At 70.0% G+C, this 24,866-nt stretch carries 20 protein-coding genes and 1 riboswitch; of the genes, 11 read left to right on the top strand and 9 right to left on the bottom strand.

All coding sequences use genetic code 11. The features are described from left to right. Nucleotides 1-121 precede the first annotated feature (121 nt). Nucleotides 122-295, bottom strand: a complete 174-nt coding sequence (locus ABZ441_RS25650; RefSeq protein ID WP_358978301.1) for a hypothetical protein — start codon at nucleotides 293-295, stop codon at nucleotides 122-124. A 1,413-nt stretch (nucleotides 296-1,708) separates the two neighbouring features. On the opposite strand from ABZ441_RS25650, the gene ABZ441_RS25645 reads away from it, so the two are divergent. The 9 genes from ABZ441_RS25645 to ABZ441_RS25605 all read left to right on the top strand — a co-directional run bounded on the left by ABZ441_RS25645 (nucleotide 1,709) and on the right by ABZ441_RS25605 (nucleotide 10,819). Then, nucleotides 1,709-2,884, top strand: coding sequence for an ATP-binding protein (locus ABZ441_RS25645; RefSeq protein ID WP_358978299.1), 1,176 nt, complete (start codon nucleotides 1,709-1,711; stop codon nucleotides 2,882-2,884). Then, a complete protein-coding gene (locus ABZ441_RS25640) occupies nucleotides 2,881-3,309 on the top strand; it encodes a roadblock/LC7 domain-containing protein (protein WP_205023601.1) in 429 nt (142 codons plus the stop codon). The genes ABZ441_RS25645 and ABZ441_RS25640 overlap by 4 nt, the downstream gene beginning before the upstream one ends. Further along, entirely contained in the window at nucleotides 3,306-3,677 is a 372-nt protein-coding gene (locus ABZ441_RS25635) for a DUF742 domain-containing protein (protein ID WP_358978297.1), read from the top strand. Before ABZ441_RS25640 ends, ABZ441_RS25635 begins: the two co-directional genes overlap by 4 nt. A 40-nt stretch (nucleotides 3,678-3,717) precedes the next feature. Further along, on the top strand, nucleotides 3,718-4,275 hold the full coding sequence (locus ABZ441_RS25630) for an ATP/GTP-binding protein (RefSeq protein ID WP_358978307.1): 558 nt from the start codon (nucleotides 3,718-3,720) through the stop codon (nucleotides 4,273-4,275). Beyond that, nucleotides 4,272-5,582 (top strand): cytochrome P450, encoded by a 1,311-nt coding sequence (locus tag ABZ441_RS25625; RefSeq protein WP_358978295.1) that lies wholly within the window; start codon nucleotides 4,272-4,274, stop codon nucleotides 5,580-5,582. Before ABZ441_RS25630 ends, ABZ441_RS25625 begins: the two co-directional genes overlap by 4 nt. 137 nt (nucleotides 5,583-5,719) lie before the next feature. Beyond that, entirely contained in the window at nucleotides 5,720-6,796 is a 1,077-nt protein-coding gene (locus tag ABZ441_RS25620) for a polyprenyl synthetase family protein (RefSeq protein WP_358978293.1), read from the top strand. A 54-nt stretch (nucleotides 6,797-6,850) separates the two neighbouring features. Beyond that, on the top strand, nucleotides 6,851-8,416 hold the full coding sequence (locus ABZ441_RS25615) for a prenyltransferase/squalene oxidase repeat-containing protein (RefSeq protein ID WP_358978291.1): 1,566 nt from the start codon (nucleotides 6,851-6,853) through the stop codon (nucleotides 8,414-8,416). Between the two features lie 61 nt (nucleotides 8,417-8,477). Beyond that, a complete protein-coding gene (locus ABZ441_RS25610) occupies nucleotides 8,478-9,839 on the top strand; it encodes a cytochrome P450 (protein WP_358978289.1) in 1,362 nt (453 codons plus the stop codon). After that, nucleotides 9,836-10,819, top strand: coding sequence for a terpene synthase family protein (locus tag ABZ441_RS25605; RefSeq protein WP_358978287.1), 984 nt, complete (start codon nucleotides 9,836-9,838; stop codon nucleotides 10,817-10,819). Before ABZ441_RS25610 ends, ABZ441_RS25605 begins: the two co-directional genes overlap by 4 nt. Before the next feature lie 361 nt (nucleotides 10,820-11,180). Here ABZ441_RS25605 and ABZ441_RS25600 read toward each other — a convergent pair whose 3' ends face one another. The 4 genes from ABZ441_RS25600 to ABZ441_RS25585 form a co-directional block, all read right to left on the bottom strand. After that, nucleotides 11,181-11,831: a thymidine kinase gene (locus ABZ441_RS25600; protein WP_358978285.1), complete on the bottom strand. Its 651-nt coding sequence runs from the start codon at nucleotides 11,829-11,831 to the stop codon at nucleotides 11,181-11,183. Nucleotides 11,832-11,886: 55 nt separating this feature from the next. Beyond that, nucleotides 11,887-13,074: a nucleotide pyrophosphatase/phosphodiesterase family protein gene (locus ABZ441_RS25595; RefSeq protein ID WP_358978283.1), complete on the bottom strand. Its 1,188-nt coding sequence runs from the start codon at nucleotides 13,072-13,074 to the stop codon at nucleotides 11,887-11,889. Further along, nucleotides 13,074-13,670 carry a DUF5998 family protein gene (locus tag ABZ441_RS25590; protein ID WP_205023592.1) on the bottom strand — a complete coding sequence of 199 codons (597 nt, stop codon included), beginning with the start codon at nucleotides 13,668-13,670 and terminating at the stop codon, nucleotides 13,074-13,076. The genes ABZ441_RS25595 and ABZ441_RS25590 overlap by 1 nt, the downstream gene beginning before the upstream one ends. Nucleotides 13,671-13,731: 61 nt before the next feature. After that, nucleotides 13,732-16,692 (bottom strand): GNAT family N-acetyltransferase, encoded by a 2,961-nt coding sequence (locus tag ABZ441_RS25585; RefSeq protein ID WP_358978280.1) that lies wholly within the window; start codon nucleotides 16,690-16,692, stop codon nucleotides 13,732-13,734. A gap of 154 nt (nucleotides 16,693-16,846) precedes the next feature. On the opposite strand from ABZ441_RS25585, the gene ABZ441_RS25580 reads away from it, so the two are divergent. Beyond that, nucleotides 16,847-17,128: an HPr family phosphocarrier protein gene (locus tag ABZ441_RS25580; protein ID WP_205023590.1), complete on the top strand. Its 282-nt coding sequence runs from the start codon at nucleotides 16,847-16,849 to the stop codon at nucleotides 17,126-17,128. A gap of 170 nt (nucleotides 17,129-17,298) precedes the next feature. Here ABZ441_RS25580 and ABZ441_RS25575 read toward each other — a convergent pair whose 3' ends face one another. The 4 genes from ABZ441_RS25575 to ABZ441_RS25560 all read right to left on the bottom strand — a co-directional run bounded on the left by ABZ441_RS25575 (nucleotide 17,299) and on the right by ABZ441_RS25560 (nucleotide 22,156). Then, a complete protein-coding gene (locus ABZ441_RS25575) occupies nucleotides 17,299-18,003 on the bottom strand; it encodes a GntR family transcriptional regulator (protein ID WP_358978278.1) in 705 nt (234 codons plus the stop codon). A gap of 225 nt (nucleotides 18,004-18,228) precedes the next feature. After that, nucleotides 18,229-19,020: a M23 family metallopeptidase gene (locus tag ABZ441_RS25570; protein ID WP_358978275.1), complete on the bottom strand. Its 792-nt coding sequence runs from the start codon at nucleotides 19,018-19,020 to the stop codon at nucleotides 18,229-18,231. Between the two features lie 13 nt (nucleotides 19,021-19,033). Continuing rightward, nucleotides 19,034-19,201: riboswitch (cyclic di-AMP (ydaO/yuaA leader) on the bottom strand. A 193-nt stretch (nucleotides 19,202-19,394) separates the two neighbouring features. Beyond that, nucleotides 19,395-20,777 carry a pitrilysin family protein gene (locus tag ABZ441_RS25565; RefSeq protein ID WP_358978305.1) on the bottom strand — a complete coding sequence of 461 codons (1,383 nt, stop codon included), beginning with the start codon at nucleotides 20,775-20,777 and terminating at the stop codon, nucleotides 19,395-19,397. 26 nt (nucleotides 20,778-20,803) lie between these two features. Then, on the bottom strand, nucleotides 20,804-22,156 hold the full coding sequence (locus ABZ441_RS25560; protein WP_358978273.1) for a pitrilysin family protein: 1,353 nt from the start codon (nucleotides 22,154-22,156) through the stop codon (nucleotides 20,804-20,806). Nucleotides 22,157-22,403: 247 nt separating this feature from the next. Between ABZ441_RS25560 and ABZ441_RS25555 the strand changes: the two genes are divergently transcribed. Then, the gene (locus tag ABZ441_RS25555) at nucleotides 22,404-24,854 is read left to right on the top strand and encodes a DNA topoisomerase IV subunit A (RefSeq protein ID WP_358978272.1); all 2,451 of its coding nucleotides are present in this window, start codon (nucleotides 22,404-22,406) and stop codon (nucleotides 24,852-24,854) included. Nucleotides 24,855-24,866: the final 12 nt, after the last annotated feature.

Genomic DNA, 24,866 nt, shown 5'->3' with positions numbered 1-24,866 from the left:
CTCGTGGGTCGGTAGGTCTCGCCGGTTGGGGCCGCGGGGGTGTGCGGAGCACTGCTCGCCCTGGGTCGCGCCGCCGTCCCGGGCCCGGGACCGACCGCGGCTCAGTGCTAGTGACGCTTCGTCAGCACTTGGTCGCCACGGAGATGCGGGTGGCGGTGGTGGCGCAGGGGAGCGTGGTCATGGCCGGGCCCTCGAAACCGCCGGTGCCGGCGGGCTCGCTGATGACCGTCAGCTGCTCCTCCATGTCCCCGAAGAGCGCTTCCAGGTTGGTGATCTGCATCTCGGACTGCTGCATTCTGTGATTCCTCTCAGCGAGCGTTGGTGCCCCTCCTGATCGGGCGGGCACACGTCCCTCATCAGGACACGCATGCGATCAAAGTCGAGACGCGTCACTCCCGTGTTCCAAGGATGATTACCTGCGTGTTTCAGCGGCGTCACAAGCGCAGGTCAGCCCCCTGCGGCTTGCACCCCCACGGGATGGTCACCGGCACCGGCACCCGACTCCACGGTTCCGCGGCAACAGGCGCAGACGTCCTCCCCCACCTCGCCGACGGTCACGAATCTGCGTGGAGATCGCCGAAGGGCGGGCCGGCGAGGCGACGTCGGGGGTGCCTCTCCCTGCCGCCGGACCACGGTCTGCTCGTCCAGTGGTGGGGAGCCTCGTCGATCAGCCGGGCGGCCATGAACCGGACGAGCCCGACGAGTCTGCCGAAGCCGGCCTTCCGCAAGGGCAACTGGGGCAGGGCGGCCGATCGCCACGAGCAGGATGTCCCGATCGGTGGGCGCCCGACGATTCCGTGCGCAGGGTCACTTGGCCGCGCACGGCGCGAAGCGCGCGATGACGAACTGCGGCGGTCCGGTTCAACGCTTGTAGCGTGCGGGGAAGGTGCCCTTTTCCTGGCCGGAACCGCTGCACGGACGGTCCCCCTTCGTCCCAATTGGACTCCGGTTGCTGCTTTCGCCCGTGCTGCGCCAACGTTGCAACCCACCTACAATGAAGAGGATTTGACCTGCCAGGTCGCCGCAGCATCACGGCGATTGACGGCGGAGAGCCCCCGATATCGTCTGTGACCCCGCCCCTCAACGGAGCCCTGATGGATCCAGATCCCCTGCCGCCGACGGCCGGACCGGCCCTGCGGCCGCCTCAAAGGCGGCCCGTCGCGGCGGTTCTGAGGTGGCGTCAGGCAGCGCGCCGGGAGGCGTCCGCCAAGCATCGCGGCGTCGCACTGGGCCTGTCTGCATGCGCTCCGTGCCACCTCAACGGCCATGGAGCGGCAGGTGGGCCCCGCCCGTTGAAATCTTCACGGATCATTCATACCTGCCGTACGACGCGGTCGATCACCCGCCCGCAGGCCCTCCGGGCGCATCCGGAAACGGCAACTGGCGTCTCTACAAACCGACTTGGCCCAAGGGCAAGTTTCCAGAAGCTCCAACCCAACCCTAGGACCCTTCTCCCGTGACCTTGCTATCAGAAATCGCCATAGCACTCGGCGCCGCGACGGTCCTTCTGACCGTCGCAGTCGCGCTGTTGGCACGCTCGCGCAAGAAACACATTCGGCGCAGCAGGGAATTCCAATCAGCCCGCGACAGCTTTGAATCCCGCATGCGAGATGCCGAAGCGCGCGCTCTGGCAGCGGCAAAGGAAAGGAGATCCGCTGAGACCTACACCGGCGAAGTCGAAGCCTATGCGGAGGATTTCCGTGACGAGGTGCGTCATCTCGTCTCCACGCGGCTGCCCGCACTGGCACTGAACCTGATCAGTTCGCACCATCCCGTTCCCGGCCTGCTGCACGAGAGGCTTGCCGGTTCCGACGATGCGCTTCTCCTCGACTCCGTGCTTGAGCACGTATCCGTCAACCTGCTCAAGGAACGACGCCGGGTGGACGCTGCCGCCCGGGCCGCCCTGCGCGGTACGAACCAGGACGCGCAGGCGCTCTCCTACCGTCTGCAGACGGAGATCGACGAGCTGCAGCACGAGTTCAGTGCCCCGCAGAGCCTGACCAGCAGGCTGCTCCAGGCGGACCACCTCAACGAGCAGCTGCTGCGGCTCCTGCAGAAGTCGGCCGTCGCGTACGGGGCCTGGCCGGGACACGTCCGCAAGGACACCTACATCACCGAGATCATCGGCGGTGCCTCCTCACGGCTGCGCGGCTTCGAACGCATCCAGATCATCTCGCGACTCCGGTCCTCCGACATCGGCGTCGTGGGACGTGCCGCGGAGCCCATCGCGATGGCCTGCGCCGAGCTGATGGCCAACGCACTCGAGCATTCACGCGACGACCTGATGGTCGAGGTCAGCGTGCTCCAGACCGGCAACGGCAACGTGTGCATCACGTTCGACGACTCGGGCACGGGCATGACCGCGGAGGCGACCGTCCGCGGGACACGCCTGCTCTCGGGCGACCAGCAGGAAGTGATGCTCACCGACCTCGGTGACCCGCCGTCGCAGGGCTTCGCCGCCGTCGGCCAACTCGTGGCCGACTACGGCTTCGCCGTCTCCATCAACCACCAATCCGCCTACGGAGGGGTGCGTGCTGTGCTGTCGATTCCGCCCAACCTGCTGACCTCGATGAACGAGGAGGCGAAGCCCCCGTCCGCGATGGCCCCGTTGCCCGCCTCCGCTCCCCAGGTCCGCAAGCGCCCCCTCCCCGCGCAGTCCGCCGCCGCAGCCGAGCCGCGCCGCAGCCCCGCTGCTGCCGCGGACGCCGGAGCCGCGCCCGAACTGCCGCAGCGCAACCGGCGCTCCCTCGCGGTCTCGGCCGTGGAGGATCCCGCGCCCCGATACCAGCCCCAGGATCCTCGCCGCGCCCAAGACACCTGGAACGACTTCCAGGAGGGGCTGGCCAGCGGCCGAGCAACCACCGATTCGGAGGAAACACCGTGACCCTGAACAACTACAGCCAGCCCGATCAGGCCGCCTGGTACCTGAAGCCGATCACCGAGATCAAGGGCGTCCTGCATGCCCTGACGATGACCCGGGACGGCATGGTTCAGGCCACCTCGGAGCATCTGAAGCGGGACGACGCGGAGGGCATAGGCGCGATGACGTCCGCCTTCTACGCCGCCGCCCGGGCTGCCACCAATACGGCCCTGGGGCAGCCGGAGAACACCCCCCTGGTCACCGCGACCACGCAGAACGAGCACGGCATCTACATGGTGATGCCTGCCGGGGACAACACCCTGATCGCCGCTGCGGGCACCGACGACATGCCCATGGGGGTGGTGGCGGGTGCCATGGCCCGCCAAGCCATGAAGCTCGGCCAGCAGAGCATGTCCGTCCCCGCCCGCGCCCAGGACGGCCTGTCATGAGTCGGGAGCGGAGGCTGCTTCCGCCCTATCTGGGAACGGGAGGTTCCGAGGCGTCGGCCTCCGGCAGCCTGGACAGGCTGACAGCCCTCCGTGCCACCGGCCTTCCTCTCCCCACGTATCACACACCGATACAGCTGCGCATGGTCGAACTTGTCGTTGACGGCTCCCTCAGCGTCATCGAGGTAGCCGGTTACCTCAAGCTCCCGGTCGGCGCGAGCCTCATGATCGCGGGGCAGCTCGTCAACGACGGGCACTTAGAGGCGAGCGACCCGGTCCCGGACGCTCTCACCGCGTTGCGCGCCGACCGTCCGTCGAAAGCAGTTATGGAAGAGGTTCTGAGTGGACTCCGCCAACTCCTCGTCGCCTAGCGCGCGCCCGGTCTACCTGCCGGAGGGGACGCACAAACGCATCAAGATCCTCGTCGCCGGTCCCATCGGTGTGGGCAAGACGACGTCGATACAGACACTGTCGGAGATACCGACGCTGCACACCGACGAGGTCATGACCGACGCCGCGGCCACCACCGACGACCTGAGCCTCGTCGGTCTTCGCCACAAGACCACCACCACGGTGGCCATCGACTTCGGCCGCCGGACCCTGCCGGGCAACAAAATCGTTCTGTACCTCTACGGAACTCCGGGGCAGCGCCGCTTCCTTCCCCTGTGGGAGGGCATCGCCTTCGGAGCTCTCGGCGCTCTCGTCCTGGCCGACACCCGGCGTCTGGACGAGTCCTTCGAGGTGATGGACCTCATCGAGGAGCGCGGTTTGCCGTACGCCGTCGCCGTCAATGCTTTCCCGGACTCACCCGACTACCCGACAGAGCTGCTCCGTTCGAAGCTCGATCTCGACCCGGCCACCCCTCTGGTCACCTGCGACGCGCGTGACATGAACAGCAGCCTCGAAGCCCTCATCGCCCTCACCGCCCACTCCATCTCCTCTGCAGTAGCCGGAGCCGAAACCTCGTGACCATCACCCCCACCGATGCTCCCGTGCCCCTCCACGGGGCCGAGCACGCTGCAAACCCCAAGCGCAGTTATGAACTGCTGCGCATGCAAGGGCCCGTCGGTGTCGCCGAGGTCGCCCCTGGCGTCGTTGTCCATCTGGTCACCGACTACCAGGCCGCGATCGAACTCCTGCGGGACACGGACACCTGGTCCAAGGACACCCGTAGTTGGCTTCACCAGGTGCCGGAGGACAGTCCGATCAGGCCCCTGGTGGAATGGCGGCCGAGCCTCTTCTTCGCCGACGGCGAGCAGCACGCACACCTTCGGCGCGTGATCACTGACAGCTTCGGCCTCCTGGACCCCCACGAGGTACGCGCCCTGACGTGCCGGTACGCGGACACTCTGCTCCAGGATTTCGCCGACACAGGGAATGTCGACCTCGTCCGTCAGTACGCGCACCAACTGCCCCTGATGATCTTCAACGCCTTGTTCGGCATGCCCGACGAGCACGGCCCTCGGCTTGTGTGGGCCCTCGCGGCGATGGTGGACAGCGATCCGGAAAGGCAGGCAGCCGGCGGACAGGCGTTCGGCGCCTATCTCCAGACGCTCTACGCCACCAAGGCCGCTCAGCGCGGGCAGGATCTGACGTCCTGGTTCATCGATCATCCCAACGGCCTGAACCAGGAAGAGGCCACCAACCAGATTCTGATCACGCTCGGCGCGGGTAACGAGCCACTGGCCAATCTCATCGCGAACACCTTCGTCCGCATGCTGAGTGACGAGCGCTACTTCGGCACCCTGACCACAGGCAGTCTGCCCATTCAGCACGCCATCAACGACGCGCTGTGGAACGAATCCCCCTTGGCCAACTACAGCTTCCACACGCCCAAGGAGGACATCAACTTCCACGGGACCGCCATATCCGCAGGATCACCCGTCATGGTCTCGTACGCCGCCGCGAACACCTGCCCCCACTCGGGCACCCCGTCCGACGGCTACCGCTCGGGCAGCAAGGCGCACCTCGCCTTCGCGGCCGGTCCTCATGCCTGTCCAGCCAGTGACGTGGCACTGCTCATCGCCACCACCGCGATCGAACGCCTCGTCAGCTATCTGCCGGACATCGAACTGGCCGTGCCTGCCGGACAACTCGTCTACCGGGCCGGGGCCGTTCACCGGACGCTCACCGCGCTGCCCGCGCGGTTCACGCCGTTGACCCCGGACGCCAAGGGCGCAACGCCTTGGTCCCGGAGCCCCGCCGAGCCCAGGAAGGAACAGGGACCGGCCTCGGCGGACATGGACCCCAGGGTGCCGTCGAGGCCCTCGGCCTAGCTCACGCGGCCACTGCGACGTGGTGGGGCCGCCCGTGCGAACGGCCGGCCCCACCACGTCGTCCAGGAGACCTTGGCCCTGGTCCGTCCTCTGTGCGAACGAAATGACATGACGGTTCTCGATTAAGGGATCGACCGATGACTGAGATACTCCCCGCTCCTCCTGACGTCTCCTCCCTGCATCACGGGGTGGGTTCCGCGCTCACGGGTTTCCTGGACTCCAAGGACCGAGCGGCCCCGGGTAGCGAGCTGTTGCACCTGACGTCCACCCTCCGCAGGCTTCTGGCCGGAGGTAAGCGCCTGCGTTCCCGGCTGTGCCTTTACGGATGGCAGGCGGCAGGGGCGACCGGAGACCCGGCGGCCGCTGTTCGTGCTGCCGCCAGCCTCGAACTCTTCCAGTTGTTCGCCCTGATACACGACGACGTGATGGACGACAGCGACATCCGTCGCGGGCAGCCGTCCGCCCACCGCGCTCTCGCCATGACCTACACCGACGGCGGTGGGCGCCACGACAGGGCAGAGGCTCACGGTCTCGGCGCAGCCGTACTTCTCGGAGACCTGGCGCTCGTCTGGTCCGACGAGCTGCTGGAGACCGCAGGGGCCGCCCCTGACCGGCTCGCCCAGGTCAGGCCGCTCCTGGCGAAAATGCGGAGCGAGGTCATGTACGGCCAGCTCCTGGATCTTCAGACGACCGGGCGCCTGTCCGACGACGTCGAGACGCCATTGCGCATCATCCGGTACAAGACGGCGAAATACACCATAGAGCGCCCACTGCACATCGGAGCGGCTCTGGCCGGCGCCGCCCCACCGGTACTGGAGGCGTGCACGGCCTTCGGAATACCGCTGGGAGAGGCGTTCCAGCTGCGTGACGACCTGCTCGGGGTCTTCGGTGATTCCGCCGACACAGGCAAATCAGTACTCGACGATCTACGCGCGGGCAAAGGCACGGTACTGATGGCGCTCGCGGTCCGACGAGCGTCTCCCTCCGAGTCGCGCACCCTGAACAGCCTTGTCGGCCGGAGCGACCTGAACGAGGACCAGGCGCAGGTGATACGTACGATCCTCGACTCCACGGGCGCCCGGGCGCGCGTGGAGGAAATGATCGCCGAGCGACGGGCCACGGCGCTCGCAGCCCTGGACGAGGCCCCGTTCCCCGGCGTCACGACGGCCGCCCTGCGCAGGCTCGCGGACGCCGCGACCGCGCGCCGGACATGAGGGCAGCACCGCCCGGTACACGTTCATCCCGATCGCGAGGAGGAAACCACCCCCATGAGCAACGCGCCCGACGGTACGACCTTTCCCGAACAGGCCATTGATCTGGTGGCCAGGGTCGACCAGGACAGGTGGGGCAGTGTGCGCCCCTCCCTGTACGAGACGGCCCGTGTCATCTCAGCGGCACCCTGGCTGCCCGGTGAGGCGCGCCGGATCGGCTACCTCATCGACGCACAAGCACCCGACGGCAGCTGGGGTGACGGCCCGGAGCCCTATCGTCTGCTGCCGACACTCAGTGGGGTGGAGGCCGCGCTGGCCGTACTCCGGCGGGGCGCCGTCTCCGGAGATGTCAGGGCCCGGCTGGCAAGCGCGGCGACACGCGGTCTGACGGCGCTGCGAGCCCTCCCGCCGAACGGCCCGTGGCCCGACACGGCCGCAGCCGAGCTCCTCGTTCCCGCACTGGTCTCCAAAGTCAACGAACACCTGGCCCTCGCCACCGACGAGGTCCCCGGCCTGGCCGACGGAGCCTTGGCGGACCGCTTGGCGATACCGGGCGGATACCACGAAGGGGCCCCCGCACACGTGGCCGCACGGTACGAGGCCCGGGGCACCCTTCCCGTCAAACTTCACCACACCTTCGAAGGCATAGCCGGGCACATACCTCGGACTCTCATACCCCAGGTCGACGGTCTCCTCGGAAGCTCTCCGGCCGCGACCGCCGCCTGGGCCGCGTCACATACACCCGCCGCCGTGAAACAGGCTGTCGCGAACCTCGAGCCCGTGGCCCGCCGGTACGACGGTCTCTTCCCGGAAGCAGCCCCCATCCGTGTCTTCGAGCGACTCTGGGTGGCCGCCGCGCTCGCCCGGGCGGGGCTGCCCGCCGCCACCCTGCCCACCATTCGCGGGTGGGTCGACGAGATCTACGACCCTGAAGGGGTACGCGGCGCACCCGGCCTCATGACGGACGCCGACGACACGGCGATGGCCGTGCTGGTGGCCTCACTCGTCGGCCGGCCGTACGGGGCCGGGCCGCTCGACGCGTTCCACAACGGCAGCCACTTCGACTGCTACGTCGGTGAGGACACCGGGTCGGTCACAGCGAACGCCCACGCGCTCCAGGCGCTGGTCAGCTGTTCGCGGCGCCTCCCCTCCGAGGACGGCATCGACGATCCGCGGGCGGACAAGCTGTGCGACTGGCTGATCGGCCAGCAGAGCACGGAAGGGCACTGGCCCGACAAATGGCACGCCTCTCCCTACTACGCCACCGAGCGGTGCGTCAGGGCGCTGGCACAGTACGGAGGACATCGAGCCTCGGCCGCGGTCGCAGGAGCCGCCGCCTGGACGGCGGACACCCAGCGGGACGACGGCTCGTGGGGCGTTTGGGGCGGCACGGCCGAGGAGACGGCGTACGCCGTCAAGATCCTGCTCGCCGCAGCCCCTCCCGCACCCACGCCACGTCAGGTCCGCGCGCTCGGCCGTGCCGAGGCGTATCTGGAGGCCGTGCGGGAGGCCGGCACCGAGCACCCCGCCCTGTGGCACGACAAGACCCTCTACGCGCCCGACGCGATGATCGAAGCCGAGATCCTCGGCGCGCGGGAGATGCTGCGGGTCCGTCACCTCTGAGCCGATCTGCCCCTGTACGGACGAACACCGCGAAACGCCCAGAGAAAACAAGGACAGGCACTTGAGCACCGAGAACCACCTGCCGCCGACCGCGCCGGGTCGACTGCCACTCGCAGGACACGCACTGCCTCTCATCAGGAACCGGCTGGACTACGTCCAGAAGCTCCGCTCCTACGGGCCCGTCGTGCGCATACGCGTCGGCCCCAAACCGATAGTCGTGGTCAACTCGCACGAGTTGCTCCAGGACGTACTCACCCGCCATTCACAGCACTTCAACAAGGGCCTGCTCTTCGAGAAACTCAAGCTCTTCGGGGGAGACCCGCTGCCTGTCGCGGAGGGGAGACAGCATCTGAACCGACGCCGCATGATGTCCCCCGCCCTCCACCGCGAACAGGTCAAGGGCTACATCGAGATGATGCAGGCCACCGTGGAACCGTCCATCTCGGCCTGGGACCACGGCCGGACCGTCGACGTGTCCAACGAGATGCAGCTGATGGCACAAGGCGTCGTCATGGCGGCCCTGTTCTCCTCCACCCCGGAACCAGGCCCCGCGCAGACGATCCTCAACAGCGTCGACACCGTCTTCAAGGCCGCTCTGACGCACGCCATGCTGCCCATCTCGACCCTGGAACGGCTACCGACGCGCGGCAACCGCAGGGCACGGGCGGCCAACGCCGTGCTGCGCGAGACCATCACAGCCATCATCGCCGACCACCGGGCGGACCCCGACGCGTACGACGACCTGGTGTCCCTGCTCATGACCACCCCGAACGAGACCGGCGGCCAACTGAGCGACGAGGAGGTCATGGCGGAGATCACAGCGCTGCTCGCAGCAGGATCCGAGACCACCGCGGTCACGCTGGCCTGGCTCTTCCACGAGATCGGCCGCAACCCGGAACTGGAGCGCAGACTGCACGAGGAGGTCGACTCCGTGCTCGCGGGCGGACCGATCACCCTCGAACACATCCCTCAGCTGCTCTTCACCCGCAGGCTCGTCGACGAGACCCTGCGTCTGCACAATCCCGCCTGGATCCTCACCCGGCAGACCATCTCCCCCGTGCAACTCGGCGAATTCAGCCTGCCGGCGGGCATGGACGTCATGTGGAGCCCCTACGCCATGCACAGGGACGCGGAGCTGTTTCCCGATCCGCTGCGCTTCGATCCTGACCGCTGGTCCCCGGAACGGCCCCAGCCGCCGCGAGGGGCCTTCATCCCGTTCGGGGTCGGCAAGAGAATGTGCATCGGCGACCAGTTCTCCATCACCGAGGCCGTCGTCATCACGGCACTCGTCGCGTCCCGGTGGCGACTGCGCCCGGCTCCCGGAAAGCCGGTCCGCCCGGTACCCGAGATCACCGTGCACCCGTCCTCCCTCAACATGATGGTCGAGGCCAGGCAGCGTGCGGTCGTGGGGGTCGCGGGATGAGCGACTCCCCTCCAGGGGCACCCCCTTCCCTCCCCGCCGTCCTGCCGATGCCGGACCTCCGCGACTCCTTCCCCGGCCCCTTCTCCGTCAGCCCTCACGCGGACGCCATCGAGCGTCATACCGGCGAGTGGCTCGACACCCATCCCCTGGTCGGCTCACCGGGCGCGCGAAAGGCGCTGTGCAACATCACGAGCCGGGGCATCGCCCGGACGCTCCCGACCGCCGACATCGACAGCCTCTTCCTCTGTGCCGACCTGTTCCTGTGGCTGACCGCGTTCGACGACACCTGCGGCGAGACAGCGGGAGCCGACGACCTCCCCGGACTGGCCCGCAGGAACGCCGAGTTCATCGGGCTTCTCGCAGGTCACCACGACGAGCGTTCCGCCGGCGAGCTGAGCGTCTTCGGGGCCGCCCTGCGCGATCTCCTGGTCCGCTTCGAGCAACGGGCCACGCCCACGCAGTACCTGAGGATCACCGCCCATCTGCGCGACAACCTCTTCGGAATCCTCTGGGAGGCGCACCACCTGCACACCCCCGACCGCATCACGATCCGCGAATACCGGGCCATGCGCCCCCACACGGTCTTCGTGCGCACCGTCATGGCAGCCGCGGAGGTGGCGCTCGGATACGAGCTCACCGCGCAGCAGCGCTCCTCGACGGCGGTCCGGGAGCTGGAGTCGGCCGTGGCCGACCTCGCCGGATGGATCAACGATCTCGCTTCGTACGCGAAGGAGGCGACCCGCGAGGGGCCGGACCCGCTCAGCCTGCCGACGGTACTGATGCGCCAGTACGGCTGCGACATCGAGAGGGCTTTCCGGCAAGCTGCCCGGATGTGTGAGGAGGAGGCCGTCGTCCTGCGCGGTCTCATCACCGGTCTCACCGCCGGGCCTGTCGGAGAGCTCGCCCGTCACGCTCGGGCGATGGAAGGCATCGCCGCCTCCTACGTGTGGCACGTCGAACACTCCCGTTACGCCGCCTGAGCGATCGGGCGCGTTCGTGGTCAGGGCCTCCCGGCTGCTCGGGGACGTACAGCGAACCCGGGCGCCGGGAAGCCCTGCGGTGCTCGTGTCAGGGACGCCAGCCGTCGGGGACGGTGCCCTGCTTCACCTCGTGGGTGCCGTCGCACCCGCCGTCGTCGGGTTCCGGCCGGATCAGGATGGGCGCCGGCTGTGGGGAACCAGGATCGGCGACCGCGTGGACGTCAGGCGTCGGGCGGACCCACGGCCGTGCGGATCAAGGACACGTCCGACTCACCTCCGTAGCCGCCGACTCGCGGCACCGGTTTCCGACCCGAGCACGATGCCCCGGCCGCGCATCGCACTGCCACGCGGTCCCCGGTCCTCAGCCGGAGGCCACCGGCAGGACGTCCGGCGAGAGCGCGCCGGCATGGACGGAACCGCTCGTCATACGGCGACGGTGGTGACGTCGGCACAACACCTCGTAGCCGACCTCCGCAGCGGGGCTGCTCACATCACCGACGACGACCTGCTCACCTTCGACCACCATCTCGCCGCCCACCGTGCGGGCGTTGTGCGTGGCACGCGCCCCGCACCAGCACATCGCCTGTACCTGCAGCGTCTCGACCCGGTCCGCCAACTCGATCAGCCGTCGCGAGCCGGGGAAGAGCTCCGTGCGGAAGTCCGTGGTGATCCCGAAGGAGAAGACGTCCAGGTCCAAGTCATCGACGACCCGCGCCAACTGGTCGATCTGTACCGGCTCCAGGAACTGTGCCTCGTCCACGATCAGGTAGTCGACCCTGCCGCCCTGCGACACCCGGTCGACGACGTAGGCGTACAGATCCATGCCCTGCACCGCCTCGACCGCCTCGGTCACCAGCCCGAGCCGGGAGGAGAGCTTCCCCTCCCCCGCGCGGTCGTCGCGGGTGAAGTTCAGACCCTGCAGCCCTCTCGCCGACCGGTTGTGCGCGATCTGCAGCGCGAGTGTGCTCTTCCCGCAGTCCATCGTTCCGGAGAAGAACACAAGCTCGGACATGAGGAGGTGCGCGCCTTTCGGGGTGCGTGTGCGGTACGGGGTGCGGGAGACGGAGCTACGAGCGTACTTCGAGGAGCGGGACGAGCTGTTCCACGGGGGTCAGCGACCCGTGCATGCCCACCATCGCGGACTCATGGGGTTCCTTGACCGAAGCGGTGATCACCACGTCGTCGTGGGCGGCGGCCACCACGTCGCCGATCCTGCCGTACACGCGCTCGTCGATCCGGGGGCCGAACCAGCCCGCCGCGACGGCCTCGTCCCGGCTCGCCACCCAGAACTGCTCGCCGAGCACCTCGCGCCAGACGGTCAGCACGTCCGCCTGTGCGCCGGGCACCGCGTACACGTGCCGGGCACGGCCTTCGCCGCCCAGCAGGGCGACCCCGGCGCTCAGCTCCCAGTCCTCGTCGAAATCGATCCGGGACTGCTCGTCGAACGGAATGTCGATCATGCCGTGGTCGGCGGTGATGTACAGCGCCGAGCGGGGCGGAAGCTGCTCGGCGAGGCGCCGGGCGAGCCCGTCGACGTACATCAGCTGGCCCCGCCAGGCATCGGAGTCCACGCCGTAGCGGTGTCCCTGGCCGTCGACCTCGCTGTAGTACGTGTAGACGAGGGACCGGTCACCGGCCGCGAGCCGCTCGGCGGCGAGGTCCATGCGTTCCTCGCCGGTCAGCCGGCCGAGGAAGGAACCACCGCTGAGCGCGACCTTGGTGAGGGGGGTCTGCTCGAAAGCGGGGGCTGAGACCTGGGCCGTGCGGACCCCGGCGGCGTCGGCGAGCTGGAAGACGGTGGGGTGCGGCTGCCACACCTTGGGCTCGGTCCACGGCCTCCAGCGGAGCTGGTTCATCAGCGCGCCGGTCTCCGGGTTGCGCACCGTGTATCCGGGCAGGCCGTGCTCACCGGGCGGCAGGCCGGTGCCGACCGAGGCGAGCGAGGTCGCCGTGGTGGCCGGGAAGCCCGACGTGACCGGCCGGCCGGTGCCGCCACGGGAGGTGGGCAGCAGCGAGTGCAGGAAGGGCGCCTCGTCGGGGTGTGCCCTGATCTGCTCCCAGCCGAGTCCGTCGATCAGGAAGACGCAGTTCCGGTCGGCGGGGGTGAGCTCCGCGATCGACGCCTCGAAGCCGGGTACACCCTGCCCCGCGACGAGCGTGGGGAGCAGATCGGCGAGCGAGCCGGTGCCGTACTCGGGTACGGGCGCGGTCTCGGGCGCGAGCAGTACGGGGTCCTGCCAGGCGGGCTGGACCATCAGCGGGCGGTCGCCGCTGTCGCGGCCGTGGCCTCGGAGAGGGACTGCGCGAAGGCGAGGGTCTGGCGCACGGTGTCCGGACCGTCCCCCGCCTCGCTGACGCGCAGGCTCAGGTCGTCGGCGGTGGAGCTGCCGGTGTAGCCGTGGTCGGCCTCGCAGTTGGGGTCACCGCATGCCGCGGGCTCCAGGTCGATGCGGGAGACGGCGCCCCAGCCGATGGTCAGGACGACCTCGCGGGGCAGCGTGCCGGGCACGTACTTCTCCGGGTTGGCGACCACGCGGCTGACCACGACGGACGAGATCCGGTCGAGCTTGACCGACTCGGTCGACGTCGTGGCGTACGGCGTCGGGGAACTCGTGTCGGCCGCCTGCTCGTCGGTGTGGCTGACGATGAAGCGCGTGTCCGTCAGGACGAGGACCGTGACATGGCGGCGGACCTCGTTGGAGTCGAAGGTGGTCTCCTGGTGCACCAGGTACGAAGCGACCGGCTCCCCGCCGACGGCGGCCTCCACCGCCTCGGCCACGAGGGCCGGGTAGTAGCCGCTGCGCTCGATCGCCGCGCGCAGCCCCTGGGTCGTGGTACCGGTCTTTGCCATGCGCACCATCCTACGGGGGGCCGGTGACTGCCGGGGACGTCGTGCGCGGGTCCGTGCGCGGTCAGTAGCTGGGGAGCCGGCGGGGACCGAGATCGCTGCGGGCCGGCGGTGGTGCGAGCCGGACGCTCGCCCCGAGCACCGACAGCCCCTGTGTCGCCACGACGACGGGCTCCAGGGTGACCGAGACGACCTCGGGGTGGTCGTCGACGAGCCGGGACACCCGCAGGAGGAGCTCTTCGAGCGCCTCGGTGTCCGCCGGCGCGGAGCCGCGCCAGCCGAACAGCACCGGAGCCGCCTTGATGGAGCGGATCAGCTCGGCGGCGTCGCGGTCGGTGGCGGGCACGAGCCGGTGGGCCGTGTCACCCAGAAGCTCGGACGGCGCGCCGGCCAGACCGAAGGAGAGGACGGCTCCGGCGGCGGCGTCGATGGACGCCCTGACGACGGTGTCGACCCCCCTGGGAGCCATGGCCTGGACGACGGGCCGGAGTTCGGCGGGTGTACCGAGCAGATCGGTCAGTTCGTCGTACGCCCGGCGCAGGGCGTTCTCGCCCGCGAGATCGAGCCGGACACCACCGAGGTCCGCGCGGTGCCGGAGATGGGGTGCGGTGGTCTTGAGCGCCACGGGGTAGCCGAGCTTCGCGGCTGCGGCGACAGCGGCCTCCGGATCGGGGGCGGTGAGTGCCGGCCGCACGGTGATCCCGTAGCGGGCGAGGAGCTCTCGGGCCTCGTCGTGCGTGAGCGGGCGGCCGCGCGGATCGGGGCCGGGGCCGAGCAGTGTCTCGATCAGCCGGGCGGTGCCGTGCTCGTCGATGGTGTCGTCCAGGAATTCGGGCACCTTGCCGGGAGCGGCCGCCTGACGCCGCCACTGGGCGTACTTCACCGCCTCGGCGAGCGCACGGACGGCTCGTTCGGCGGCGGGGTAGGCGGGGATCCGCCCCGCGGAGGGGCCTGGACGGTCGACGCTCGCGCCCTTTGCGCCTTCCACCCGTGCCGGGGCTCCTGTGCGGGGGCCACCCGTGGCCGACGCGTCGGAGAGCGGCGGGGAGGCGGGCTGGGGCTGCGGGTCCGGGGCGTGGGTGTCGGACGGGGGGAGCGGCTGCGGCTGCTGGGCAGTCGGAGGGCCGGCCTGCCGGGGCGTGGACGGGCCGGCGGTGCTCGTGGCGACGGCGAGCGCCTGCGCCAGGCCGCCCATCTCCACATGCACCACCGCCACCGGCTTGGCCGGGCCGGTGGCCGCCGCCTCCCGCAGTGCCTCCGCGAGGACCTCGCCCTCCCCGGTCTCCGCCTCGCCGTTCTCCCCCACCCAGGGGATCGCGGTCACGATCACGGCGTCGCACGTCCCGTCGGCCAGCGCCTCGGCCAGCGCGCGCCGGAAGTCCTGCGGGCCCGCCGCCGTCGTGAGGTCGCGGGGCGGGCGCGGGCGCAGCCCCTCCGCAAGGCAGGCGTCGTAGGTGAGGAGGCCGAGCGACTCCGAGTTCCCCAGGATCGCCACCCTGGGGCCGTCCGGCAGGGGCTGGCCGGCGAGGAGCAGTCCGACGTCGGCCATCTCCGTCACCGTGTCGACCCGGATCACTCCCGCCTGGCGCATCAGCGCGGACACCGTCGTGTCGGGGATACGGCTGACCGGTACGGCGTGCCCCTGCGGGTTGGAGCCGCTGTGCCGGGCGCCCTTCACCACGACGACGGGCTTCACGGCGGCCGTCCGGCGGGCGAGCCGGGTGAACTTGCGCGGATTGCCGAGTGATTCGAGGTACAGCAGGGCGACGTCGGTGTTCTCGTCCTCGTACCAGTACTGCAGGAAGTCGTTGCCCGAGACATCGGCCCGGTTGCCCGCCGAGATGAAGGCCGACAGTCCCGCGCCCCTGCGGTGGAGACCGGACAGGACGGCGATGCCGATGGCGCCGGACTGGGTGAAGAGCCCGATGCGCCCGGCCTTGGGCGACTCGGGGGCGAGGGAGGCGTTGAGGCGGACGGTGTCGGAGGTGTTGATGATGCCGAAGGCGTTCGGGCCGATGATCCGCATGCCGTACGAGCGTGCCTGCCGGACCAGTTCCCGCTGGCGTTCCCTGCCTCCGGCGCCGCGCTCGGCATAGCCGGCCGAGAGGACGACGAGGCCCTGGACCCCGTGTTCGCCGCAGTCGGCGACGGCCTCGGGCACCCGGTCGGCGGGGACGGCGACCACAGCGAGGTCGACCTGCTCGCCGATCCCGCCCACGGAGCGATGGGCCGGCACTCCGTCGACGGTGTCCAGGCCCGCGGCGAAGGACGTGTTCACCGCGTACGTGCGTCCGGTGAAACCTGAGCCGAGGAGGTTACGCAGCACGGTCCGGCCCACGCCGCCGGGTTCGCGTCCGACGCCGATGACCGCGACGGACCCGGGGGCCAGCAGGCGCTGGACGGATCGCGCTTCGGCCCGCTGCTCACGGGCGCGCTGGACGGCGAGGGACTCGGCCGTGGGCTCCAGGTCGAGGGTGAGGTGGACGGAGCCGTCCTCGAAGCTGCGCTGCTGGGTGAATCCGGCGTCCCGGAACACCTTGATCATCTTGTTGTTGGCGGGCAGCACCTCTGCCGCGAAGCGGCGGATGCCCCGTTCCCTGGCCACCGCCGCGATGTGTTCGAGGAGGGCTGACGCCACGCCGCGGCCCTGGTGGGCGTCCTGGACGAGGAACGCGACCTCGGCCTCGTCCGACGGGGCCGACGCGGGCCTGCCCCGGGCGTCGATCCGGTCGAAACGGACGGTGGCGATGAACTCGCCGCCGATCGTGACGGCCAGTCCCACCCGGTCGACGTAGTCGTGATGGGTGAAGCGGTGCACGTCCCGGGCGGAGAGACGCGGATACGGGGCGAAGAAGCGGTAGTACTTCGACTCGTCGGACACCTGCTCGTAAAAGCTGACCAGCCGCTCGGCATCGTCCGTGGTGATGGGCCTGATGCGCGCGGTACCACCGTCGCGGAGCACCACGTCCGCCTCCCAGTGGTCGGGGTACGCGTGATGCGGACTCTGCTCCGGAGTGGGCTCCATGGCCAAAGCCTACGGCCCGGGGCACCGGTCGCGGCGGGAGCGCCGCAGGGGCACGCTGAGGGAGCCGACGGGCGGTCGGCGAGGCCGGGCACAGCAGTCCGCACTGCATGAGAGACTGGTCTAGACAACTCATCGTTACGTGAAGGGCAGAACCATGGCTGAGCGCCGCGTCAACGTCGGTTGGGCCGAGGGCCTGCACGCCCGCCCCGCTTCCATCTTCGTCCGTGCCGCCACGGCCTCCGGCGTCCCCGTGACGATCGCCAAGTCCGACGGCAACCCCGTGAACGCCGCTTCCATGCTCGCGGTGCTCGGCCTGGGCGCCCAGGGCGGCGAGGAGATCGTGCTCGCGTCCGAGGCGGACGACGCCGAGGCGGCCCTGGACCGCCTGGCGAAGCTGGTCACCGAGGGGCTCGAAGAGCTTCCGGAGACCGTCTGACTCGACCTCGTCGAATCGGATCCCTTTCTACAGAAAGGCCGCACCTCCCCACCGGGAGCTGCGGCTTTTCTGTTTTCCGGGCCGGGCCGGCCGACGCCCCGGTGAAACCAAATAAGGGCAGCGAAAAGAAAGCCCTCCGAGAATTACCCTACGTGTATACGGTGCAATTGTTAATGGCGGGCTCCCCCGATGTTTACGGGGTGTTGCGAAGACCTCACCCGGGCCCTTCCCGCCGTGCGCCCCGACCGGTCCGCGCCCCGCAGCCGGTGGGCCGCGGTGGCCCGCTCCGCGTGCTGGGCGGCCAGCACCCTGGCCCGCTCCGGGTCACGGCGCGCCACGGCGTCGACCAGAGCCCCGTACTCGGCCCATGAATCCGCGGGGCGGACCGGCTGCTCCACGGCGTACATCCAGGTGATCTTGTGACGGAGCTGGGTGAGCAGCGAGATCAGCGCTGGGCTGCCCGAGGCCTGGGCCAGCGTTTCGTGGAACCAGCCGCCCAAGGAGCGCAGGTCTTCCCCCTCATCCCGGCGCGCCCGGTCCTGCCCCAGCCTGACCAGGCCGCGGAGCACCTTCAGGTGCGCCTCCGTACGGCGCTGCGCCGCTCGTGCCGCCCCGAGTGGCTCCAGGAGCATCCGCACCTCCAGGAGGTCGGCGGCCTCCTGTTCCGTGGGCTCCGCGACGCAGGCACCGGCGTGCCGGCGGGTGACGACGAACCCCTCGGACTCCAGGGTGCGCAGCGCCTCGCGCACGGGGACGCGGGATACGCCGTAGCGCCGCGCGAGCACCTCTTCGGTGAGGCGGCTGCCGCGCTCGAAGACACCCGAGACGATGTCGTCACGGATTGCCGTGCATACCGAATGCGCGGGAATGCGCATGTCCGAACCTCCGCCTTAATCCCCGCGAAACGCGGCCGATCGACGCCTGTTCTGTGACTCTATTGCAATCGGCCGGAATTTCCGATGGCGGGGTGGAATCCATGGATATCTTTTGGCCGGGGGCCACTTCCGCGAGGGCTTCGGCGGGCGTATCCCCCGGGACACGGCGAAGGCCCCGGCACGCGGAGCCGGGGCCTTCGTCGGAGCGGTGTCGCGCGTGTGGGGTCAGACCTGGACGCCGTGCGCACGGAGGTAGGCGACGGGGTCCATGTCCGAGCCGTACTCGGGTGTGGTCCGGGCCTCGAAGTGCAGATGCGGACCGGTGGAGTTGCCGGTCGAGCCGGAGACGCCTATCTGCTCGCCGGAGCCGACGCTCTGGCCGACGGAGACACCGATCGAGGAGAGGTGGCCGTACTGGGTGTACGTGCCGTCCTTCATCCTGAGCACGATGTTGTTGCCGTACGCGCCGCCCCAGCCGGCCTCGACGACCGTGCCGGCGCCGACCGCGACGACGGAGGTGCCGGACGCCGCCTGGAAGTCCACGCCCGAGTGGCTCCCGGAGGACCAGAGCGCTCCGCCGGACTTGTAGGAGGTGGTCACGTGAGAGCCGGCGACCGGGAGGTGGAAGGAGTTGAGCCGGGCGCGCTCGGCGGCACGTGCGGCGCGCGCCTTCTCCTCCCGGACCTCCTCGGCGCGGGCCTCCGCCTTGCGCTCGGCCTCCGCCTTGGCCTTGGCCTTCGCCTTCGCTTCCGCCGCGGCCTTCGCAGCCGCGTCGGCCTGGCGCTGCTGGACCTTCGCCTGAGCCTCGATCTGGGCCGCCAGGGTCGTGTCGAGGGCGACGGTCTGGGTCAGACCGGTCCCGGCGGCGACGGCCTCGGCGTCCGCGGCGAGGGCCGGGGAGGCCGTGGCGCCGATGACACCGGTGGTGGCCAGGGCCGCGATGCCGGCGACCTTGGCGCTCCTGCGCGTCAGGCGGCTCGGGGCACGGTGCTTCCCGGCGGCACGGATGAATGCCATGGAGGGGCTGTTCCTTTCCTTCCTTCTCGCCTACCGGGTTAGCTGACGGGTTCGGAGCAGGAAGGTCTCCTACGGCCCCCTCCGCCTCGCGCGAGACGCAGGGTTCCGATTCACCCCAGGGACTTCGTGGGTCCCCGGCTCCCCAGGCTCGCGCCTGACGGGGACTCGGCGATGACTGTCCGGCGCCGCGGTCGCGGCTTTCGTCCGGCGGACAGCCGGGCCGACGCTAGAGCGGGCCACTTTCCCGCACCAAACGGAAAGGGCCTTTTGTCGCACATCCCACAGGATGAATGGAACTTTCTTTGCAAAGCGGACAAAAGACCGAACCCCGGCGAGAGTGCACTCTCGCCGGGGCCCGTCATGTCCTGCTTCGGTCAGCCGCTGACGACCGACACCTCGCCGATGCCGAGCGCCCTGACGGGCTCCGCGATCTGAGCGGCGTCGCCGACGAGAACGGTGACCAGCCGGTCGACCGGGAAGGCGTTGACCACGGCGGCGGTCGCCTCGACGGTGCCGGTCGCGGCCAGACGCGCGTACAGCTGCGCCTGGTAGTCGTCCGGGAGGTGCTGCTCCACCTGGTCCGCCAGGGTGCCCGCGACGGAGGCCGCCGTCTCGTACTTCAGCGGGGCGACGCCCACGAGGTTCTGCACGGCGGTCTCGCGCTCGGCGTCGGTGAGCCCCTCGGCGGCCAGCGTGCGCAGGACCTTCCACAGGTCGTCGAGCGCGGGGCCGGTGGACTCCGTGTCGACGGAGCCGCTGATGGCGAGCATCGCGGCGCCCGTCGCCCCCGAGGCCGATCCGGGGGCCGTCGAGCGCAGCACCTGTCCGAAGGCCCGGACACCGTAGGTGTAGCCCTTCTCCTCACGCAGCACACGGTCCAGCCGGGAGGTGAGGGTGCCGCCCAGGCAGTACGTGCCGAGGACCTGGGCGGGCCACACGCTGTCGTGCCGGTCCGCTCCGATCCGGCCGATCAGCAGCTGCGTCTGCACGGCTCCGGGACGGTCCACGATGACGACACGGCCGGTGTCGTCCGCGGTGATCGGAGGCACGGGCCGGGACTGTCCGGCATTGCCCGACCAGTCCCCGACGGTGTCGGCGAGCAGTGCGTCCAGGTCCACCTCGGTGAGGTCCCCGACGACGACCGCCGTCGCGGTGGACGGGCGGACATGGGCGTCGTAGAAGGCGCGGACGGCGGCGGCGTCGATCCGCCGGACCGTCTCCTCGGTGCCCAGGCGCGGACGCGACATCCTCGCCGTGGCGGGGAAGAGCTCCTTGGAGAGCTGCTTGGCTGCCCGCCGGGCAGGGTTGGCCTGCTCGTGCGGGATCTCGTCGAGCCGGTTGCCCACGAGGCGCTCGACCTCGCTCTCCGCGAAGGCAGGCGCGCGCAGCGCCTCGGCGACCAGGCCGAGGGCCTTGGCGAGCCGGGAGACCGGGACCTCCAGGGAGACGCGCAGCCCCGGATGGTCCGCATGGGCGTCCAGGGTGGCGCCGCACCGCTCCAGCTCGGCGGCGAACTCCTCCGCGGAGCGCTTGTCCGTGCCCTCGGACAGGGCGCGCGCCATGATCGTGGCCACGCCGTCCAGGCCCTCGGGCTCGGCGTCCAGGGGTGCGTCGAGGAAGATCTCCACGGCGACGACCTGCTGGCCGGGGCGGTGGCAGCGCAGCACGGTCAGCCCGTTGGGCAGGGCGCCACGCTCGGGCGCGGGAAAGGCCCAGGGCCTGGCCTCGCCGGCGGTCGGCTGCGGGTGGTACTCCATCGCTACTCCAGTCACGGCGGCGTCGGTCACTTGTCGGCCCCCTCGTGCGCGTCGGTGCCGTCGGCCTCATCGGCCGGTTCGACCGGCTCGTAGACCAGGACGGCACGGTTGTCGGGGCGCAGGTGCGCCCGGGCGGCGGCCTTGACCTCGTCGGCCGTCACGTCCAGGACGCGGCCCACCGCGGTCAGGGCGAGCTGCGGGTCGCCGAACAGGACGGCGTACCGGCACAGTTCGTCCGCGCGGCCCGCGACCGTACCGAGACGGTCCAGCCACTCGCGCTCCAACTGTGCCTGGGCGCGTTCCATTTCCTCCGGCGTGGGGCCCTCCTCGGCGAACCGGGCGAGCTCCTCGTCGACGGCGGCCTCGATCTGCGGCACCTCGACGCCACCGGACGTCTTGACGTCCAGCCAGCCCAGCGAGGGCGCGCCGGCCAGCCTGAGCAGCCCGAATCCCGCCGCCACCGCCGTGCGGTCACGCCGGACCAGGCGGTTGTGGAGGCGGGACGACTCGCCGCCGCCGAGCACCGTCAGCGCGAGGTCCGCGGCGTCGCACTCGCGCGTCCCGTCGTGCGGCAGCCGGTAGGCGGCCATCAGGGCACGCGCGGGCACCTCCTCCTGGACCACTTCGCGCAGCTGTTCGCCGATGGTCCCGGGCAGCGTGCCGTCGCGCGGGGGCTGCTTGCCGTCGTGGGAGGGGATGGAACCGAAGTACTTCTCGATCCAGGCGAGCGTCTGCTCCGGGTCGATGTCCCCCACCACGGAGAGCACCGCGTTGTTCGGCGCGTAGTACGTCCGGAAGAACGCCTGCGCGTCCTGAAGGGTCGCCGCGTCCAGGTCGGCCATCGAGCCGATCGGGGTGTGGTGGTACGGGTGGCCCTCCGGGTAGGCGAGGGCGGTGAGCTTCTCGAAGGCCGTGCCGTAAGGAACGTTGTCGTAGCGCTGGCGGCGCTCGTTCTTCACCACGTCCCGCTGGTTCTCCATGGACTCCTCGTCGAGCGCGGCGAGCAGCGAGCCCATCCGGTCGGCCTCGAGCCACAGGGCCAGCTCCAGCTGGTGCGTGGGCATCGTCTCGAAGTAGTTGGTGCGTTCGAAGCTGGTCGTGCCGTTCAGGGAACCACCGGCCCCTTGCACCAGCTCGAAGTGTCCGTTCCCCTTGACCTGGCCCGAGCCCTGGAACATCAGGTGCTCGAAGAGGTGAGCCAGGCCCGTACGCCCCTTGACCTCGTGGCGGGAGCCGACGTCGTACCAGAGGCAGACCGCGGCGACGGGGGTCAGGTGGTCCTCGGAGAGCACCACGCGCAGGCCGTTGGCCAGACGGTGCTCGGTCGCCGTCAAGCCGCCGGAGCCGGCCTGGGCTGTGGCCGTGTGACCCATGGGCATGTACGTCCCTTCGATCGGTACAGGATTTCCTGCCGGACCTGCCACTCTAGGCAAGCGCACGGGCACCTGGCGAAGTTCCCGCCGGGTGAATGTTGTCGTAGATGCTGCCGTAAACAGGGGTTCCGCGGAGGCCCTGTGGACCACTTCGGACGGGTCGAGGTCGGCGTTGTCAGTACGGCGGTCCACAATGGTCGGCGTCAGAACCTGAGGTTGTCCGACAGAATCTTGTGAAGGAGTCGCAGCCGCGATGGCCCGCCGCAGCACGAAAACCCCGCCGCCGGACGACTTCGAGGAGAAGATCCTCGACATCGACGTCGTCGACGAAATGCAGGGCTCCTTCCTCGAGTACGCGTACTCGGTGATCTACTCCAGGGCTCTGCCCGACGCCCGCGACGGCATGAAGCCCGTGCACCGCCGCATCGTGTCCCAGATGAACGAGATGGGTCTGCGCCCCGACCGCGGGTACGTGAAGTGCGCGCGGGTCGTCGGCGAAGTGATGGGCAAACTGCACCCGCACGGTGACGCGTCGATCTATGACGCACTGGTGCGCATGGCACAACCGTTCTCGATGCGCCTGCCCCTCGTCGACGGGCACGGCAACTTCGGTTCCCTGGGCAACGACGACCCGCCGGCCGCCATGCGGTACACCGAGTGCCGGATGGCCGACGCCACGTCACTCATGACGGAGTCGATCGACGAGGACACCGTCGACTTCCAGTCGAACTACGACGGCCAGGAGCAGGAGCCGGTCGTCCTCCCGGCGGCGTACCCGAACCTCCTGGTCAACGGCGCGTCCGGGATCGCGGTCGGCATGGCGACCAACATGCCCCCGCACAACCTCGGCGAGGTCGTCGCCGCCGCCCGCCACCTCATCCGGCACCCCGGCGCCGACCTCGAGACGCTGATGCGCTTCGTCCCCGGGCCCGACCTGCCCACCGGTGGCAGGATCGTCGGCCTCGGCGGCATCAAGGACGCCTACGCCGCCGGGCGCGGCACGTTCAAGATCCGCGCCACGGTCGCCATAGAGAACGTCACGGCCCGCCGGAAGGGTCTCGTCGTCACCGAACTGCCCTTCACCGTCGGACCGGAGAAGGTGATCGCCAAGATCAAGGACCTCGTCGGCTCGAAGAAGCTCCAGGGCATCGCGGACGTCAAGGACCTCACCGACCGGGCCCACGGCCTGCGGCTGGTCATCGAGGTCAAGAACGGCTTCGTGCCGGAGGCCGTGCTGGAACAGCTCTACAAGCTGACGCCGATGGAGGAGTCCTTCGGCATCAACAACGTGGCACTGGTCGACGGGCAGCCGCTCACACTGGGGCTCAAGGAGCTCCTGGAGGTCTACCTCGACCACCGCTTCGACGTGGTGCGCCGGCGCAGCGAGTTCCGCAGGACCAAGCGCCGCAACCGGCTGCACCTGGTCGAGGGCCTCCTCGTGGCGCTGCTCGACATCGACGAGGTCATCCGGCTCATCCGGGACAGCGACAACTCCTCGCAGGCGAAGGAGCGCCTGATGGAGCGCTTCTCGCTGAGCGAGATCCAGACCCAGTACATCCTGGACACCCCGCTGCGCAGGCTCACGCGCTTCGACAGGATCGAGCTGGAGAGCGAGCGCGACAAGCTCAACGAGGAGATCGCCGAGCTGACGGCGATCCTGGACTCGGACGCGGAACTGCGCAAGCTGGTCTCGTCCGAACTGGCGGCGGTGGCGAAGAAGTTCGGCACCGACCGGCGCACGGTACTGCTGGAGTCGGCGGGTTCGCAGATCGCCTCGGTGCCGCTGGAGGTCGCCGACGACCCGTGCCAGGTGCTGCTCTCCTCGACCGGCCTCCTGGCCCGCACGGCCAACGCCGAGCCGCTCACGCAGACCGAGGACGCCAAGCGCACGAAGCACGACGCGATCGTCTCCGCGGTCGCCGCCACGGCACGCGGTGACGTGGGCGCGGTGACGTCCACCGGGCGGCTGCTCCGGCTCTCGGTGATCGACCTGCCGCAGCTGCCGGACACCCATGCGGCTCCGAACCTCTCCGGCGGGGCCCAGATCTCGGAGTTTCTCAGCCTGGAGCCGGACGAGGAACTCGTCTGCCTCACCACCCTGGACGAGGAGTCGCCGGGCCTGGCCATCGGCACCCTGCAGGGGGTCGTGAAACGTGTGGTGCCCGACTACCCGCCCAACAAGGACGAGTTGGAGGTCATCTCGCTGAAGGACGGCGACCGGGTCGTCGGCGCCACCCAGCTGCGTACCGGCGAGGAGGACATGGTCTTCATCACGTCCGACGCGCAGTTGCTTCGCTATCCGGCCGCGTCGGTACGTCCGCAGGGACGCGCCGCGGGCGGCATGGCGGGCGTCAAGCTCGCGGCGGGTGCCACCGTGCTCTCGTTCGCCGCGGTGGACCCCTCGGCGGACGCCGCGGTGTTCACCGTGGCCGGGTCGCACGGCACCCTGGACGACTCCGAGCTGACCTGGAAGCTGACCCCGTTCGACCAGTACCCGCGCAAGGGCAGGGCGACCGGCGGCGTTCGCTGCCAGCGCTTCCTGAAGGGGGAGGACGTCCTGGTCTTCGGCTGGGCGGGCGAAACCCCCGCACGGGCGGCGCAGAAGAACGGCGCACCGGCCGAGCTGCCCGCCCCCGATCCACGCCGTGACGGTTCGGGCACACCGCTGACGAGTCCGGTCGCGGTGATCGCCGGGCCGCTGTAGGACACCGGCCGG

Source organism: Streptomyces sp. NPDC005752 (genome assembly GCF_040630715.1).
In the GTDB taxonomy this organism is placed as follows: Bacteria; Actinomycetota; Actinomycetes; order Streptomycetales; family Streptomycetaceae; genus Streptomyces.
This window is presented reverse-complemented; position numbering and strand designations above follow the sequence as displayed.